Annotated in this window: 10 protein-coding genes, 2 tRNA genes and 3 rRNA genes; 13 read left to right on the top strand and 2 right to left on the bottom strand. The window is 44.6% G+C overall.

Annotated features, from left to right (window positions below; genetic code table 11):
- Nucleotides 1-56 precede the first annotated feature (56 nt).
- From HBH39_RS16255 to lpxC, 4 genes are all read left to right on the top strand, one after another.
- The gene (locus tag HBH39_RS16255; RefSeq protein ID WP_167679696.1) at nt 57-827 is read left to right on the top strand and encodes a cell division protein FtsQ/DivIB; all 771 of its coding nucleotides are present in this window, start codon (nt 57-59) and stop codon (nt 825-827) included.
- A complete protein-coding gene (ftsA, locus tag HBH39_RS16250) occupies nt 824-2,059 on the top strand; it encodes a cell division protein FtsA (protein WP_167679695.1) in 1,236 nt (411 codons plus the stop codon). The genes HBH39_RS16255 and ftsA overlap by 4 nt, the downstream gene beginning before the upstream one ends.
- Nucleotides 2,060-2,087: 28 nt before the next feature.
- Nucleotides 2,088-3,260 (top strand): cell division protein FtsZ, encoded by a 1,173-nt coding sequence (ftsZ, locus tag HBH39_RS16245; RefSeq protein ID WP_167679694.1) that lies wholly within the window; start codon nt 2,088-2,090, stop codon nt 3,258-3,260.
- Nucleotides 3,261-3,480: 220 nt separating this feature from the next.
- Nucleotides 3,481-4,401, top strand: a complete 921-nt coding sequence (lpxC, locus tag HBH39_RS16240; protein WP_167679693.1) for a UDP-3-O-acyl-N-acetylglucosamine deacetylase — start codon at nt 3,481-3,483, stop codon at nt 4,399-4,401.
- Here the strand turns inward: lpxC and HBH39_RS16235 are convergent.
- Nucleotides 4,398-4,856: a DUF721 domain-containing protein gene (locus HBH39_RS16235; RefSeq protein ID WP_167679692.1), complete on the bottom strand. Its 459-nt coding sequence runs from the start codon at nt 4,854-4,856 to the stop codon at nt 4,398-4,400. The two genes, lpxC and HBH39_RS16235, sit on opposite strands and share 4 nt — an antisense overlap.
- 27 nt (nt 4,857-4,883) lie before the next feature.
- Between HBH39_RS16235 and HBH39_RS16230 the strand changes: the two genes are divergently transcribed.
- From HBH39_RS16230 to HBH39_RS16190, 9 genes are all read left to right on the top strand, one after another.
- On the top strand, nt 4,884-5,783 hold the full coding sequence (locus HBH39_RS16230; protein ID WP_167679691.1) for a M23 family metallopeptidase: 900 nt from the start codon (nt 4,884-4,886) through the stop codon (nt 5,781-5,783).
- Nucleotides 5,784-5,841: 58 nt separating this feature from the next.
- Nucleotides 5,842-8,565 carry a preprotein translocase subunit SecA gene (gene secA / locus HBH39_RS16225; RefSeq protein WP_167679690.1) on the top strand — a complete coding sequence of 908 codons (2,724 nt, stop codon included), beginning with the start codon at nt 5,842-5,844 and terminating at the stop codon, nt 8,563-8,565.
- A 578-nt stretch (nt 8,566-9,143) separates the two neighbouring features.
- Nucleotides 9,144-10,688: ribosomal RNA gene (locus HBH39_RS16220) — 16S ribosomal RNA — on the top strand.
- Nucleotides 10,689-10,760: 72 nt separating this feature from the next.
- Nucleotides 10,761-10,837 (top strand) — tRNA-Ile (locus tag HBH39_RS16215).
- A gap of 120 nt (nt 10,838-10,957) precedes the next feature.
- A tRNA-Ala gene (locus tag HBH39_RS16210) sits at nt 10,958-11,033 on the top strand.
- A gap of 297 nt (nt 11,034-11,330) precedes the next feature.
- A 23S ribosomal RNA gene (locus tag HBH39_RS16205) occupies nt 11,331-14,222 on the top strand.
- A gap of 168 nt (nt 14,223-14,390) precedes the next feature.
- Nucleotides 14,391-14,506: ribosomal RNA gene (rrf, locus tag HBH39_RS16200) — 5S ribosomal RNA — on the top strand.
- Together the 16S, 23S and 5S rRNA genes with 2 tRNA genes alongside form the textbook arrangement of a ribosomal RNA operon.
- Before the next feature lie 167 nt (nt 14,507-14,673).
- Nucleotides 14,674-14,847 (top strand): hypothetical protein, encoded by a 174-nt coding sequence (locus HBH39_RS16195; RefSeq protein ID WP_244325684.1) that lies wholly within the window; start codon nt 14,674-14,676, stop codon nt 14,845-14,847.
- Between the two features lie 293 nt (nt 14,848-15,140).
- A complete protein-coding gene (locus HBH39_RS16190) occupies nt 15,141-16,121 on the top strand; it encodes an MDR family oxidoreductase (RefSeq protein ID WP_167679689.1) in 981 nt (326 codons plus the stop codon).
- Nucleotides 16,122-16,344: 223 nt separating this feature from the next.
- On the opposite strand, the gene HBH39_RS16185 is transcribed toward HBH39_RS16190, so the two are convergent.
- Nucleotides 16,345-17,073, bottom strand: coding sequence for a LysR family transcriptional regulator (locus HBH39_RS16185; protein WP_244325683.1), 729 nt, complete (start codon nt 17,071-17,073; stop codon nt 16,345-16,347).
- Nucleotides 17,074-17,105: the final 32 nt, after the last annotated feature.

Genomic DNA, 17,105 nt, shown 5'->3' with positions numbered 1-17,105 from the left:
TATAATGACCAGTTTGTTGCAGGATCAAAATCGGCAATTTTCGGGAGTAATTATCGGTGTCGTGGGGTGATAAAGGACGCCAGTTAAAACACAAACTAATGCAAGTTGATTGGTATTTGTATTTTGGTTTGTTGTTTTTACTCAGTGTGTTGGCAACCATTACATGGAGCGGTTTGAAGCTACATGAAATATTAAATGATGCTGATGCTTTGCCGATTGAAGCGATTGCAATAAAAGGTGATAGGCAATTCACCTCTGATGAAGAAATTCAGCAGGCCTTGCAGTCTTTAATGCAGCGTAGTTTTTTTAACGCTGATGTATTAACTGTTCAACAAGCATTAGAAAATTTGCCATGGGTTTATAAAGCGTCTGTTCGACGTGAGTGGCCGGCAAAGTTTAAAGTGACATTGCAAGAGCAGCAGGCCGTAGCGCACTGGAATGGTGAAGCATGGCTTAATGTCCATGGTGAGGTATTTAACGCTCTTGCCAAGCCAGAGGTAGCTAGTTTGCCTATGTTATCTGGTCCAGATGATATGGCAGAAGAAGTATTAACCAACTTTATTCAGTTGGATGAGTTATTAAAAATAAACGGCTTTCAATTAGCCAGTTTGCATTTGAGTCCACGTCATGCGTGGCAAGCCGAATTAGCTAACGGCATTAAAATTGAGCTAGGGCGAGAAGATAAAATGTCAAGAATGCAGCGCTTCATTAATGTGTATCCCACATTAATACAAAGCGAAAAAACACTGGCCCGAGTGGATTTACGTTATGACACAGGTGTTGCTGTGGGCTGGGATGATACCAATAAGAGAACGGACAATAAATGACCAAGAATCAGGAAAGAAACCTCATTGTAGGACTAGATATAGGGACATCAAAAGTCGCCGTGATCATTGGTGAGGTTTTACCCGATGGTGAAATTAGCGTTATCGGTCTAGGTAATCATCCTTCACGCGGTATGGACAAAGGCGGCGTGAATGATCTTGATTCTATTGTTCGTAGTGTGCAGCGCGCTTTAGACCAAGCGGAATTAATGGCTGATTGTCAAGTTGCTTCAGTTTATTTAAGTATTTCGGGCAAGCACATCGCTTGCCAAAATGAAAACGGCATGGTGTCGATTAATGATGAAGAAGTGACTCAAGAAGACGTTGATAACGTGATCCATACTGCGCGTTCGGTAAAAATACCGACAGAACGTAGGATTTTACATGTTATCCCACAAGAGTTTTCAATCGACGTGCAAGATGGCATTAAAAGTCCAATCGGTATGTCGGGTATGCGCATGGAAGCTAAAGCGCATATCGTCACTTGTGCCAACGATATGGCCAAAAATATCACTAAAAGTGTTGAGCGCTGTGGTTTAAAAGTCGATGACTTAGTTTTCTCTGGTATCGCATCTGCTGACTCTGTGCTCACAAATGATGAAAAAGACTTAGGGGTTTGTATTGTCGATATTGGTGGCGGCACAACTGATATTGCGGTTTATACCAATGGTGCATTGCGCCACTGCGCAGTTATACCGGTAGCGGGTAATCAGGTGACCAGTGATATCGCAAAGATATTTCGCACACCATTAACCCACGCAGAACAAATCAAAGTGCAATTTGCTAGCGCGCGCAGCTCAATGGTTAGTCGAGAGGATAGCATTGAAGTACCTTCTGTTGGTGGTAGACCATCAAGAAGCATGTCGCGCCATACCTTGGCTGAAGTTGTAGAGCCAAGATACCAAGAATTATTTGAGTTAATACTGAAGCAACTACAAGATAGCGGCTTAGAAGATCAAATTGCTGCTGGCATAGTATTAACTGGTGGAACATCGTCCATTTCTGGTGCGGTTGATATCGCAGAGGCAACTTTTGGTATGCCGGTACGCGTGGCATCGCCATTACCAGTAAAAGGATTATATGAATACGTAGAGCAACCGATTTACTCAACAGGGATAGGGTTGCTTCACTATGGGGCAAGAAGGGTAATAGAGCGTCAGTTCGAACGACCCGACCGCCAAGGGGTGACTAGCTTTTTGAATCGGGTGAAAAGCTGGTTTAAGGGTGAATTTTAAATAACGCAGACGAAACGGAGATCAGATAATGTTTGAGATCATGGATACACATTCAGACGAAGCGGTGATCAAGGTCATCGGTGTCGGTGGTGGCGGCGGAAACGCGGTCGAACATATGGTTAAGCATAGCATCGAAGGAGTTGAGTTTATCGTAACTAACACAGATGCGCAGGCATTACGTAAATCAGGTGCGGGTTCTACTATCCAGCTTGGACGAGATGTCACTAAAGGGCTTGGTGCTGGCGCTAACCCTGATGTGGGTCGTCAAGCCGCAGAAGAAGATCGTGAAAATATTCGTGCCGCAATTAAAGGATCTGACATGATCTTTATCGCAGCAGGCATGGGTGGCGGTACAGGTACAGGTGCTGCGCCAGTGGTTGCTGAAATTGCCCGTGAAGAAGGTATTTTAACGGTTGCTGTGGTTACCAAACCTTTCCCGTTTGAAGGTAAAAAGCGTATGGCTTATGCTGAGCAAGGTATTGCTGAGTTAGCCAAACATGTTGATTCATTAATCACCATTCCTAACGAAAAATTACTAAAAGTGTTAGGTCGGGGAACTACATTATTGGATGCTTTTGCAGCAGCTAACAATGTATTACTAGGTGCTGTTCAAGGTATTGCTGAGTTAATTACTCGCCCAGGTTTAATTAACGTCGATTTTGCCGATGTTAAAACCGTGATGTCTGAAATGGGCAATGCAATGATGGGCACGGGTGTGGCAACAGGCGATGATCGCGCAGAAGAGGCCGCTGAGGCCGCTGTTGCAAGTCCATTACTAGAGGATATTGACCTAGCGGGCGCACGCGGCGTATTAGTTAATATCACAGCAGGCATGGACATTAGCATTGAAGAGCTAGAAACTGTGGGGAACCACGTTAAGGCTTACGCTTCTGATAACGCAACCGTGGTAGTCGGTGCCGTCATTGACCCTGAGATGAGCGAAGAGCTTCGTGTAACGGTTGTTGCAACCGGTATTGGGGCAGAGAAAAAACCTGATATTCAATTAGTTCAAAAGCATGCGACCCATCGTCCTGAGCCAGTTGCGATTGAACCTCGCCCGGAGCCAGTTGAAGAACCAGCAATTGCTCAGCCAACTTACAGCGCACCAAAAGGAAATGCCGTTCCAAAACCTGCACAACAGCCTCGTGCTGATGCAGATTACTTGGATATTCCTGCGTTTTTACGTAAGCAAGCTGATTAACTCAAAAGGATAACTACGGACTAGACAAGTATATATTCGCAGATGTTAACAAAATAGTGCACGTGTAATAGCCAGTAATGATGTTGCTGCTGTATATTGGAGGTTATTCACATTTTTTTGTGAATGGCAAAAGATATGCTAAGATGTCGTACCAGCTATGCATGGTATTTTTAGTTTGTTTTTTAAGCTTATGTTTTTATTGTTATTTACGGGTAAATGAATGATTTTTCAAAGAACTGTTCAAAAAATGGTGAAGAGTACTGGTGTTGGATTGCATTCCGGCAACAAGGTGACTCTGTGCATTATGCCCGCACCAGTTAATACAGGGATTGTACTGAAACGTACCGATCTGACTCCTGCAGTGTCTATACCTGCGAGAGCCGATTTAGTGCGTGAAACCACTATGTGTACAGCCCTTGTAAATGATGCCGGTGTTCGTATTTCAACAATTGAGCATTTATTTGCGGCTCTCGCTGGTCTTGGCATTGATAACGCAGTTATCGAAGTTGACGCACCAGAAATCCCGATTATGGATGGCAGTGCAAGCCCGTTTGTGTTTTTACTGCAAAGTGCAGGCATAAAAGAACAAGCGGCGCCTAAAAAATACCTGAAAATTACCAAACCAATTCGTGTTGAAGACGGTGATAAATGGGCAGAGTTAACGCCATTTAAAGGCTTTAGAGTTAATTTCAAAATTGACTTCGCTCATCCTGAAATTGCTCGTAGCCAACAACATATGGTGATGGACTTTTCGACATCCGCGTTTGTAAAAGATATTAGCCGTGCAAGAACTTTTGGGTTTATGCGTGATATTGAGTACCTTCGTGCTAATAATTTAGCATTGGGTGGCAGTATGGAAAATGCTGTAGTGCTTGATGAATACCGCGTCCTCAACCCTGATGGTCTGCGTTATGATGACGAGTTCGTAAAGCATAAAATTCTAGATGCATTTGGAGACCTCTATGTAGCAGGTCATGCCATTGTTGGTGAATTTACAGCGTTTAAAACCGGTCATGCATTGAATAATCAACTCGTCAGAGCATTACTTGCCCAGCAGGATGCTTGGGAGTTGGTTAGCTTTGACAAGGAAGCAGACGTCCCCGTTAGCTTTATGGTTCCAGGTAATGCCGCACTTGCTTAGTTGTTAGATTGCCTATTACGGCTGGCCAATGCAGCCAGCCGTTTTAGTTTTTCACCCAATGATCCCTCAATATGTTCCGCCAACGCCTCAATATGTTGAGCCGCTGTAGGACTAATATGTTTTGGATTTGTTTGGGGTATATTCGTTCTCATTGCTAACGCTGGGTTGACTTTAACCTCAATTGCAGTGAGCATGGGTAACGTTTCAGCCTGAAGTTCTCTTAGTAGTTTAGGCTTTTGAAAATTAATTCGTGCAGCCCAAGCTGCCGATGTTGTTTCAATAACAAGAACACCCTGGCGTAAATTGGCAACTTTAAGTTGTTCCGCCACAGGACCATCGATAATTTGTTTTACATAGTGATTCAAATTGTTGAGCAGTTCTGCTTTCTCAGCAAGTTCAGGTAGTTTACCTGCGCCGTGTAATAAGTTGCTGAGATCCTGAGGGGACTTTTTCATATGATAATAAGATGGCTGAGTTAGGCTATGAGTGTAACAGTTTTTATTCAAGGTCGGAATGGCGTCACTCGCTGGCAACCCAGTAAGCGTTGGTTCCTTTTACCTATAATGTTGGTTGTCACGGGCACCGCACTATATCAATATAGTGAAACCCGCTTTGCTCATCAGCAAGCTAAAGTTGATGAAAACCAACAACTGCGTGAGCAACAAAAGCAGCAAGTCATTGAGCTCAAAAATGCAACCGAAGTCCAATTGGCAACTCTAGTAACGCATGTTGCTAAAATGCAAGCCAAAATCACCCGTCTTGAGGCCTTAGGTCAGCAAGTCGCCCAAAATAATCTATTAGATGATCAGTTTGATTTCAGTGCCGAAGTCGGTATGGGGGGATTGAGTGATTTGGGCACAGGTATCGAATTAAGCCAGCTTATTAATGATATGGATAAGCTGGCATCAAGAATTGATAATAATTATCTTCAGTTGTCACTACTTGAAACTGTGTCAACAAATCTCCATATAGATGAAGAGCGTTATATATCAGGGCGGCCAATCGATAAAGGTTGGTTATCTTCGCCCTATGGTTTACGCAATGACCCTTTTAATGGTCGTAGAACAATGCACAAAGGTATTGATTTCGCGGGTCGAGAAGGGGCCGATGTTATTGCAACTGCAGCAGGTGTAGTAACTTGGTCAGGAAGTATGTTTGGTTATGGCGAGTTAGTGGAAATTGATCATGGAAATGGTCTTCGTACTCGCTATGGGCACAATAAATCTCTGTCAGTAAACGTAGGTGACGTCGTTGCCAAAGGCGATACTATCGCCAAAATGGGAAGCACAGGTCGTTCAACCGGCCCTCATGTGCATTACGAAGTGCTTCGCGGTGGTCAGCAAATCGATCCACAAAAATATGTCTACCGCAAAGCAAGTTAATAATATTAACGGTTAATGCGCTCCGAAGAGCCAAACCTACAAGAGATAAGTGATTAAGATGTTAGGTAAATTACTGACAAAAGTATTTGGAAGCCGAAACGACCGAACCTTGAAAAGCCTTGGCAAAGTCGTTACTAAAATTAATGCCTTAGAAGCTGAGTATGAAAAGCTCACTGATGAAGAATTAAAACAAAAAACTGCAGAGTTTCGTCAGCGTATTGAGTCTGGTGAAACCTTAGATGGCATCATGGCTGAAGCCTTTGCAACAGTGCGTGAAGCGTCAAAGCGTGTGTTTGAAATGCGCCACTTCGACGTGCAGCTCCTTGGTGGTATGGTGTTAGACAGTAATCGAATTGCAGAAATGCGTACCGGTGAAGGTAAAACATTAACCGCAACCTTGCCGGCATATTTGAATGGTTTAACAGGCAAAGGTGTTCACGTTATTACAGTGAATGACTACCTTGCGCGTCGAGATGCTGAATTCAACCGTCCACTTTTTGAATTTTTAGGTTTGACCGTTGGCATTAACGTAGCTGGTTTAGGTCAAATTGAAAAGAAAGCTGCTTACAATGCTGATATAACATACGGTACCAACAACGAGTTTGGTTTCGACTATCTTCGTGACAACATGGCGTTCTCTCCACAAGAGCGTGTTCAGCGCCCATTGCATTACGCGTTAATAGATGAAGTCGATTCAATTTTAATTGATGAAGCTCGTACCCCGTTAATCATTTCGGGTGCAGCCGAAGATAGCTCAGAACTATATATCAAAGTTAACCTACTCATCCCAAGTCTTATTCGTCAAGATAAAGAAGATACCGAAGAGTATGTTGGCGAAGGCGATTTTACTATTGATGAAAAAGCCAAACAGGTTCATTTAACAGAGCGTGGGCAAGAGAAGGTTGAACAACTTTTAACTGAAAAAGGCATGCTAGCAGAAGGCGATTCACTGTACTCTGCTGCCAATATTTCACTGCTTCACCATATCTATGCTGCTTTACGTGCGCATACATTATTTGAGCGAGACGTCGATTATATCGTGCAAGATGGTGATGTCGTTATTGTTGATGAGCACACCGGTCGAACCATGCCAGGACGTCGTTGGTCTGAGGGTTTACATCAAGCTGTTGAGGCGAAAGAAGGTGTTAACATTCAAAATGAAAACCAGACCCTAGCTTCCATTACCTTCCAGAACTACTTCCGCCAATATGAAAAATTAGCAGGTATGACAGGTACGGCAGATACAGAAGCGTTTGAATTCCAGCATATCTACGGCCTAGATACCGTTGTTGTGCCAACAAACCGTCCTATGGTTCGTAATGATATGCCTGACTTGGTCTATCTAACGGCTAAAGAAAAATACGATGCCATTGTTAAAGATATTCAAGGTTGTCGTGAACGTGGTCAACCTGTCTTGGTTGGTACTGTTTCAATTGAACAATCTGAAATTCTTCATGGTTTATTAAAGAAAGCCAAAATACCACATAGCGTACTTAATGCTAAATTCCATGAAAAAGAAGCAGAAATTGTTGCTCAAGCAGGTAGTTTAGGTGCAGTAACCATTGCAACTAACATGGCTGGCCGTGGTACAGATATCGTATTAGGCGGTAACTGGCACATGGAAGTTGAGGCATTAACAAACCCAACAGATGAACAAAAGAAAAAAATTAAAGCAGATTGGCAAGTGCGTCATGATGCAGTGTTAGCCGCAGGCGGTTTACACATTTTAGGTACCGAACGTCATGAGTCTCGCCGCATTGATAATCAGCTGCGAGGTCGTGCGGGACGTCAAGGCGATGCGGGTTCTTCACGTTTCTACTTGTCTATGGAAGATAGCTTAATGCGCATCTTCGCTTCAGATCGTGTATCAGGCATGATGAAAAAGCTAGGTATGGAAGAAGGTGAAGCAATTGAGCATCCATGGGTATCGCGTGCAATTGAAAACGCTCAGCGTAAAGTAGAAGCTAGAAACTTCGATATTCGTAAACAATTACTTGAATATGATGATGTAGCAAACGATCAACGCCAAGTTGTCTATTCGCAACGTAATGAGTTGATGGATGCTGACAGTATTGAAGATACCATCCGAAATATCGAGCAAGACGTAATATCGGGTGTGATTGATCAATATATTCCGCCTCAATCTCTAGAAGAGTTATGGGATGTTGCAGGACTTGAACAGCGTCTAGCAAATGAGTTTGCTTTGAAACTCCCAATCCAAGAGTGGTTAGATAAAGAAGACGATTTACATGAAGAAACATTACGTGAGCGTATTGTGAAAACATGGACAGATTCTTATAAAGCGAAAGAAGAAATGGTAGGCCCGCAGGTTTTACGTCAATTTGAAAAAGCCGTAATGCTGCAAACATTAGATGGTTTATGGAAAGAGCACTTAGCAGCCATGGATCATTTGCGCCAAGGTATTCATTTACGTGGTTATGCACAAAAGAATCCTAAACAAGAATATAAACGTGAATCGTTTGAACTCTTCCAGCAAATGTTGGAAACGTTAAAACATGATGTAATTAGCGTTTTATCTAAGGTTCAAGTGCAAGCTCAGTCCGATGTAGATGAAATGGAACAGCGTCGCCGTGAAGAAGAAGCCAAAATTCAACGTGACTATCAACATGCATCAGCACAAGCGTTAGGTGACAGTGAAAAAGCAGCTGCGCCAGCCAAACCTCAAACAGTTATACGTGAAGGTGAGAAAGTTGGCCGAAATGATCCTTGTCCTTGTGGCTCAGGCCAAAAGTATAAACAGTGCCATGGAAAATTAACCTAAGAGCTAAAATGCCATAATTGCATTTGCCTGATAAAAGCAGCTAAATAGTAGCTGCTTTTTTTATGTCAAAAGCCCTGATTGATGGTTTGGAAGTGACAAATGTGGATAACTTTGGGGGTAAGCGGTGCGCAAAATGTATGTAAGTGGATAAATTTAAAAAAGATCGAAAAAACACAAACTTTTTGCACAAAAGCCCTTGCGCTAAAATCTTATCTGCCTATAATGCGCATCCACTGACACGGCAGACAGCAATAGCCAACACCGAGCCAGCTTGATTTGATTAGCAAATAGGCAATCAAATTAAGGCGAAAAGAAAGTTTGAAAAAACACTTGACGCCACAACGGGAATGCGTAAAATACGCAGCCCTGACCGGTTGAAACGGTCAACGCTCTTTAACAATTTATCAAGTAATCTGTGTGGACATTCACAGGTATTGAGTTATTCGAAATTGCTTCTTAGGAAGCAATCAAAAATTTAAATCTCAATAGAATGTTCATACTAGACAAGTTAACTCTTTAAATAGAGTTAGCGCATGACAGTAGAATTCATTGAGTCGAACTTAGTTCGAAAAAACTTTTAATTGAAGAGTTTGATCATGGCTCAGATTGAACGCTGGCGGCAGGCCTAACACATGCAAGTCGAGCGGCAGCGGGAAGATAGCTTGCTATCTTTGCCGGCGAGCGGCGGACGGGTGAGTAATGCCTAGGGATCTGCCCAGTCGAGGGGGATAACAGTTGGAAACGACTGCTAATACCGCATACGCCCTACGGGGGAAAGGAGGGGACCTTCGGGCCTTCCGCGATTGGATGAACCTAGGTGGGATTAGCTAGTTGGTGAGGTAATGGCTCACCAAGGCGACGATCCCTAGCTGTTCTGAGAGGATGATCAGCCACACTGGGACTGAGACACGGCCCAGACTCCTACGGGAGGCAGCAGTGGGGAATATTGCACAATGGGCGAAAGCCTGATGCAGCCATGCCGCGTGTGTGAAGAAGGCCTTCGGGTTGTAAAGCACTTTCAGTAGGGAGGAAAGGTTAGCAATTAATACTTGTTAGCTGTGACGTTACCTACAGAAGAAGGACCGGCTAACTCCGTGCCAGCAGCCGCGGTAATACGGAGGGTCCGAGCGTTAATCGGAATTACTGGGCGTAAAGCGTGCGCAGGCGGTTATTTAAGCCAGATGTGAAAGCCCCGGGCTCAACCTGGGAATTGCATTTGGAACTGAGTAACTAGAGTCTTGTAGAGGGGGGTAGAATTTCAGGTGTAGCGGTGAAATGCGTAGAGATCTGAAGGAATACCGGTGGCGAAGGCGGCCCCCTGGACAAAGACTGACGCTCATGCACGAAAGCGTGGGGAGCAAACAGGATTAGATACCCTGGTAGTCCACGCCGTAAACGATGTCTACTCGGAGTTTGGTGTCTTGAACACTGGGCTCTCAAGCTAACGCATTAAGTAGACCGCCTGGGGAGTACGGCCGCAAGGTTAAAACTCAAATGAATTGACGGGGGCCCGCACAAGCGGTGGAGCATGTGGTTTAATTCGATGCAACGCGAAGAACCTTACCTACTCTTGACATCCAGAGAACTTTCCAGAGATGGATTGGTGCCTTCGGGAACTCTGAGACAGGTGCTGCATGGCTGTCGTCAGCTCGTGTTGTGAAATGTTGGGTTAAGTCCCGCAACGAGCGCAACCCCTATCCTTATTTGCCAGCACGTAATGGTGGGAACTTTAGGGAGACTGCCGGTGATAAACCGGAGGAAGGTGGGGACGACGTCAAGTCATCATGGCCCTTACGAGTAGGGCTACACACGTGCTACAATGGCGAGTACAGAGGGTTGCAAAGCCGCGAGGTGGAGCTAATCTCACAAAGCTCGTCGTAGTCCGGATTGGAGTCTGCAACTCGACTCCATGAAGTCGGAATCGCTAGTAATCGTAGATCAGAATGCTACGGTGAATACGTTCCCGGGCCTTGTACACACCGCCCGTCACACCATGGGAGTGGGCTGCAAAAGAAGTGGGTAGTTTAACCTTCGGGAGAACGCTCACCACTTTGTGGTTCATGACTGGGGTGAAGTCGTAACAAGGTAGCCCTAGGGGAACCTGGGGCTGGATCACCTCCTTACCTATACGACTAACTCAATATTTGCTGAGTGTTCACACAGATTACTTGATAGAAGAAAAGAGAAATTACGTTGGGTCTGTAGCTCAGCTGGTTAGAGCGCACCCCTGATAAGGGTGAGGTCGGTGGTTCAAGTCCACTCTGACCCACCAAAATCTTTCCTATTCTGCGTTGGCTGATAAGTCGTTTAGTAAACTAAATGTCGTCATCAACCGCCTTGATTAGAAATGATTTGGTAATAACGTAAACGTAATTCTCAACTGCATGTAAATGGGGCTATAGCTCAGCTGGGAGAGCGCCTGCCTTGCACGCAGGAGGTCTGCGGTTCGATCCCGCATAGCTCCACCATTTACACTGTATATGGATAGAGATGCCAAAGATAAATGAGAAATTTATCTTTGGCTTTTTTAAGCCCGTTCTTTAACAATTTGGAAAGCTGATAGTATTTAATTACATGAGTCTGTCATGTGATTACTTACAAATCGTTTAATACGATAAGTATTAAACATTGAGTTCTCAAAACACTGTTTAAGTGTCTTGAATATTCTAAAACTAAGGCGATTTCGTGTGCGAAAGTGCATGAATTATCAAAGTAAAAACCAGCTAGTTGCAATACAGCTCAAGTGAAACTCATTTGGGTTGTATGGTTAAGTGACTAAGCGTATACGGTGGATGCCTTGGCAGTCAGAGGCGATGAAGGACGTAGTAACTTGCGAAAAGCGTTGGCGAGCTAGTAACAAGCATTTGAGCTAACGATGTCCGAATGGGGAAACCCAGTTGCATAAGCAACTATCCTGCAGTGAATACATAGCTGTAGGAGGCAAACCCGGGGAACTGAAACATCTAAGTACCCGGAGGAAAAGAAATCAACCGAGATTCCCCTAGTAGCGGCGAGCGAACGGGGATTAGCCCTTAAGTCAGTGGGGTGTTAGTGGAATGTGTTGGAAAGCACAGCGGCACAGGGTGATAGCCCCGTACACGAAAACTAACCATTGATGAAAACGAGTAAGGCGGGACACGTGATATCCTGTTTGAATATGGGGGGACCATCCTCCAAGGCTAAATACTCCTGACTGACCGATAGTGAACCAGTACCGTGAGGGAAAGGCGAAAAGAACCCCTGTGAGGGGAGTGAAATAGAACCTGAAACCGTATACGTACAAGCAGTGGGAGCGGTTCTTGAGACCGTGACTGCGTACCTTTTGTATAATGGGTCAGCGACTTACGTTTTGTAGCGAGGTTAAGCGAATAGCGGAGCCGTAGGGAAACCGAGTGTTAACTGCGCGTTTAGTTGCAAGGCGTAGACCCGAAACCCGGTGATCTAGCCATGGGCAGGTTGAAGGTTGAGTAACATCAACTGGAGGACCGAACCGACTTATGTTGAAAAATGAGCGGATGACTTGTGGCTGGGGGTGAAAGGCCAATCAAACCGGGAGATATCTGGTTCTCCTCGAAAGCTATTTAGGTAGCGCCTCGAGCGAATACCATTGGGGGTAGAGCACTGTTAAGGCTAGGGGGTCATCCCGACTTACCAACCCTTTGCAAACTCCGAATACCAATGAGTACTACTCGGGAGACAGACGGCGGGTGCTAACGTCCGTCGTCAAAAGGGAAACAACCCAGACCGTCAGCTAAGGTCCCAAAGTTATTGCTAAGTGGGAAACGATGTGGGAAGGCTTAGACAGCTAGGATGTTGGCTTAGAAGCAGCCATCATTTAAAGAAAGCGTAATAGCTCACTAGTCGAGTCGGCCTGCGCGGAAGATGTAACGGGGCTAAGCAATACACCGAAGCTACGGGTTTGCACTTAGGTGCAAGCGGTAGAGGAGCGTTCTGTAAGCCGTTGAAGGTGAAGGGGTAACCCACGCTGGAGGTATCAGAAGTGCGAATGCTGACATGAGTAACGATAAAGGGAGTGAAAAACTCCCTCGCCGAAAGACCAAGGGTTCCTGTCCAACGTTAATCGGGGCAGGGTGAGTCGACCCCTAAGGTGAGGCCGAAAGGCGTAATCGATGGGAAACAGATTAATATTTCTGTACTTCCGCTAACTGCGATGGAGAGACGGAGAAGGCTAGGCTAGCGCGGCGTTGGTAGTCCGCGTTTAAGGTAGTAGGCGGTGTTCTTAGGCAAATCCGGGAACACATAACGCTGAGAGCTGATGACGAGTCACTAAGGTGATGAAGTAGTTGATGCCATGCTTCCAGGAAAATCTTCTAAGCTTCAGGTTAGCGGGAATCGTACCCCAAACCGACACAGGTGGTCGGGTAGAGAATACCAAGGCGCTTGAGAGAACTCGGCTGAAGGAACTAGGCAAAATGGTACCGTAACTTCGGGAGAAGGTACGCTCCTGGTGGTGATGAGACTTGCTCTCTAAGCTGCTGGGAGTCGCAGATACCAGGTGGCTGCAACTGTTTATCAAAAACACAGCACTGTGCAAAATCGCAAGATGACGTATACGGTGTGACGCCTGCCCGGTGCCGGAAGGTTAATTGATTGGGTTATCGCAAGAGAAGCTCATGATCGAAGCCCCGGTAAACGGCGGCCGTAACTATAACGGTCCTAAGGTAGCGAAATTCCTTGTCGGGTAAGTTCCGACCTGCACGAATGGCGTAATGATGGCCACGCTGTCTCCAGCCGAGACTCAGTGAAGTTGAAATTGCGGTGAAGATGCCGTATACCCGCGGCTAGACGGAAAGACCCCGTGAACCTTTACTATAGCTTGGCACTGAACATTGACCCTACATGTGTAGGATAGGTGGGAGACTTTGAAGCATGAACGCTAGTTTGTGTGGAGTCGTCCTTGAAATACCACCCTTGTAGTGTTGATGTTCTAACTCTGGCCCCTAATCGGGGTTGAGGACAGTGCCTGGTGGGTAGTTTGACTGGGGCGGTCTCCTCCCAAAGAGTAACGGAGGAGCACGAAGGTTGGCTAAGTACGGTCGGACATCGTACGGTTAGTGCAATGGCATAAGCCAGCTTAACTGCGAGACATACACGTCGAGCAGGTACGAAAGTAGGTCATAGTGATCCGGTGGTTCTGAATGGAAGGGCCATCGCTCAACGGATAAAAGGTACTCCGGGGATAACAGGCTGATACCGCCCAAGAGTTCATATCGACGGCGGTGTTTGGCACCTCGATGTCGGCTCATCACATCCTGGGGCTGAAGTCGGTCCCAAGGGTATGGCTGTTCGCCATTTAAAGTGGTACGCGAGCTGGGTTCAGAACGTCGTGAGACAGTTCGGTCCCTATCTGCCGTGGGCGTTGGATGATTGAAGGGAGCTGCTCCTAGTACGAGAGGACCGGAGTGGACGAACCGCTGGTGTTCGGGTTGTTATGCCAATAGCATTGCCCGGTAGCTACGTTCGGAATCGATAACCGCTGAAAGCATCTAAGCGGGAAGCGAGCCCTAAGATGAGTCATCCCTAGGTCTTTAAGACCTCTAAAGAGCCGTTCGAGACTAGGACGTTGATAGGCATGGTGTGTAAGCGTTGTGAGGCGTTGAGCTAACATGTACTAATGACTCGTGAGGCTTAACCATACAACCCAGATGGGTTTTACTTAAAACGTTCCAGACGTTTAAAGCACTTCCTCCTTCCGTGGAGGTCGTACTGATACTTAGTATTAGGATAAAGCACTTAAGCAGTGTGAACTCAAATCAGCTTTCCGAATTATTATTTAATGCCAAGGCGTTAAATAGACAAATTTGTCTGGAAACCATAGAGCTGTGGTCCCACCTGATCCCATTCCGAACTCAGAAGTGAAACACAGTATCGCCGATGGTAGTGTGGGGTCTCCCCATGTGAGAGTAGGTCATTTCCAGATGCCAATTAAAGCCAAAAAGCCCGTTACTAGCGTAACGGGCTTTTTGCATTTTGATTTTTCATATCGAATAGTACTTATTAGTAACGTAACCGTCTAGCGAACCACACCTCGCATCGATAATCTGACTATTTTAAAATACCTGCTCAATGATAAATTTGGAGCAGGTGATGAAAACACACAGAACAGCTGCACAGTGGTTAGAGCTACTTCAGCAGCGCAACAATTTTAAAGGCACCAATATTGAATTCTGCCAACACCATAATGTCGCTATTACCACTTACTATAAACGTAAGATTCTGGGCAACTATGTCCATGTGAGTGAAGGTTATTTCAGGAACTAAATAATAAAAGGTTATGGTGTTTGTCTGCAGCATATTCTTTTTAGCTTTGAGCTCCCACTGGCATTAATTTTAAAGGCATCCTCACCATGCTTTGTCAGCTTAATTCTTTTGTTACCCTTATATTACTGATTGATCTCATCAGTAAAAACTTCCTATGTAGACTATATTTACCCTCGTACTAGCTGAATATATTGATTAATGATTTTTATGCATGAGCTGTATGTGAAAAATGCACTTTAGTGATATATATAAATCGCTTATGATCGTTTTATCAAAGTAAATAGGAATCCATTATGTTTAATGCACTTGTTCTGACCCAAGAAGATAAACAGACTTTAGCGCAAGTAAGTCAAATTTCTGAAACCGATTTGCCTGAAGGTGAAGTTTTAGTTGATGTAGCTTGCTCATCATTAAACTATAAGGATGGTTTGGCCGTAACTGGTGTGGGTAAAATTATTCGCAATTTCCCTATGGTTCCAGGGATAGATTTTGCCGGAACGGTTTTGGAGTCAAGTGACCAGCGCTACAAAGCAGGTGACCAAGTTATTTTGACCGGTTGGGGTGTCGGTGAGAACCACTGGGGTGGTTTAGCAGAAAAAGCGCGTGTTAAAGCGGATTGGTTAGTGCCGATGCCAAGTAATTGTGATGCAGTAAAAGCGATGCAAATTGGCACTGCAGGTTTAACTGCAATGCTTTGTGTGCAGGCTTTACAGAAAGCTGGTGTTAAACCCAGCGATGGTGAAGTTTTGGTCACAGGCGCAAGCGGCGGTGTAGGTAGTGTGGCTGTTACCTTGTTGGCTCAGCTTGGTTATGAGGTAGTCGCCAGTTCAGGACGTGTTGAAGAAAATGCTCCGCTATTAATCAAGTTAGGCGCTAAAGAAGTGATTGAGCGTAGCGAACTTGATATAGATGCTACACCATTAGAAAGACAGCGTTGGGCTGGTGTAGTCGATACTGTTGGTAATAAAGTGCTTGCGACAGCATTGGCACAAATGAACTATGGTGGCGCTGCTGCTATTTGTGGTTTAGCTGGCGGTTTTGCTTTACCTACAACGGTAATGCCTTTTATTTTACGTGGTGTTAATTTGCTTGGTATTGATTCAGTTGCTTGCCCATTTGAAAAACGTCAATCTGCATGGCAAGAGGTGATAAAACTATTACCTGAAAGCTACTATCAGCAAGCTTGTCAGAGTATTTCTCTTGCACAAGTTCCTGATTTTTCGCAGCAGATTATTAAAGGTCAAGTTACAGGCAGAGTACTAGTAAAGCTTTAATCACTCGCTCGATTTTTTAACTTATTACATTTCTAATTTAGTAAGCGTTTATGGGTGGCGACAATAATTTCTTGTCGCAGCCACTTTTGTGCTTTGTCTTGTTCGCATCTAGAGTGCCAAAATAAGTGATAATCTAAATTAGGTATTTTAAATGGCAAAGGTTTCACCTTTAGCTGATGCCTATGAGCTACAATTTCTGCCATCCCTTCAGGTAAGGTGATGATCAGAGGGTGATGTGTTGTATGGCTAGGGCGCTATCAATATGGGGCGTTCTAAGTAATTCTGTTCTTGATGGGTATTGGCTTATAGCATTATCAAGCATAGCTTTTACCCCATCACTTATGGCAATGGTAGCGTGAGGATAATGTAAATAATCTTCTAAGCTAATCTCATGATTTGCTAATGGATGATTAGCTGAGAGTAAGCAGCTGACACCGACCTTTCCAAGAAATTCACTTTGTAAATTCATTGTTTGATCGATGGCACGACAAATCGCCATGTCTGCCCCTTTTATACTTAACTGAGCCTGTAATTCTTTGTGTTGTACGGGTAGCACTTCTAACCTGATTTTTGGCGCTTTTTGATAAATCTCTGGCAAAATAAAGGGGACTAATGCTTGCATGGCATAATCGGTTGCAGCAATGGCAAACTGCTGTTGACATTCTGCTGGGTTGAATGTTTTAGGTGATAATATTTCAATTAATTGACCGGTGGGCTGGTGTAATTTTTGATAACATTCAAGTGCAAAGTCAGTTGGTAATAATTGCTGACCTACTCGGGTAAATAATGGATCATTCAACATATCCCTTAATCGAGCAAGGATACGGCTTGTGGCAGATTGACTTAAATGTAAACGCTTTGCGGCTAGGGTAACACTGCGCTCTTCCACTAATACTTGCAGTGCAATTAACAGGTTAAGATCTCGGCGATATATCTCTTCTAATTCCAGCATATTATTAAAAACTCAAATGATTAAGCGCTGTA

This window comes from Shewanella aestuarii (assembly GCF_011765625.1).
Classification (GTDB): domain Bacteria; phylum Pseudomonadota; class Gammaproteobacteria; order Enterobacterales; family Shewanellaceae; genus Shewanella; species Shewanella aestuarii_A.
This window is presented reverse-complemented; position numbering and strand designations above follow the sequence as displayed.

What these genes read in the sequence shown, in the direction of transcription:
- ftsA (WP_167679695.1), top strand. Translation starts at nt 824, where the DNA reads ATGACCAAGAATCAGGAAAGAAACCTCATTGTAGGACTAGATATAGGG.
- ftsZ (WP_167679694.1), top strand. Translation starts at nt 2,088, where the DNA reads ATGTTTGAGATCATGGATACACATTCAGACGAAGCGGTGATCAAGGTC.
- lpxC (WP_167679693.1), top strand. Translation starts at nt 3,481, where the DNA reads ATGATTTTTCAAAGAACTGTTCAAAAAATGGTGAAGAGTACTGGTGTT.
- HBH39_RS16235 (WP_167679692.1), bottom strand. Translation starts at nt 4,856, where the DNA reads ATGAAAAAGTCCCCTCAGGATCTCAGCAACTTATTACACGGCGCAGGT.
- HBH39_RS16230 (WP_167679691.1), top strand. Translation starts at nt 4,884, where the DNA reads ATGAGTGTAACAGTTTTTATTCAAGGTCGGAATGGCGTCACTCGCTGG.
- secA (WP_167679690.1), top strand. Translation starts at nt 5,842, where the DNA reads ATGTTAGGTAAATTACTGACAAAAGTATTTGGAAGCCGAAACGACCGA.
- HBH39_RS16195 (WP_244325684.1), top strand. Translation starts at nt 14,674, where the DNA reads ATGAAAACACACAGAACAGCTGCACAGTGGTTAGAGCTACTTCAGCAG.
- HBH39_RS16190 (WP_167679689.1), top strand. Translation starts at nt 15,141, where the DNA reads ATGTTTAATGCACTTGTTCTGACCCAAGAAGATAAACAGACTTTAGCG.
- HBH39_RS16185 (WP_244325683.1), bottom strand. Translation starts at nt 17,073, where the DNA reads ATGCTGGAATTAGAAGAGATATATCGCCGAGATCTTAACCTGTTAATT.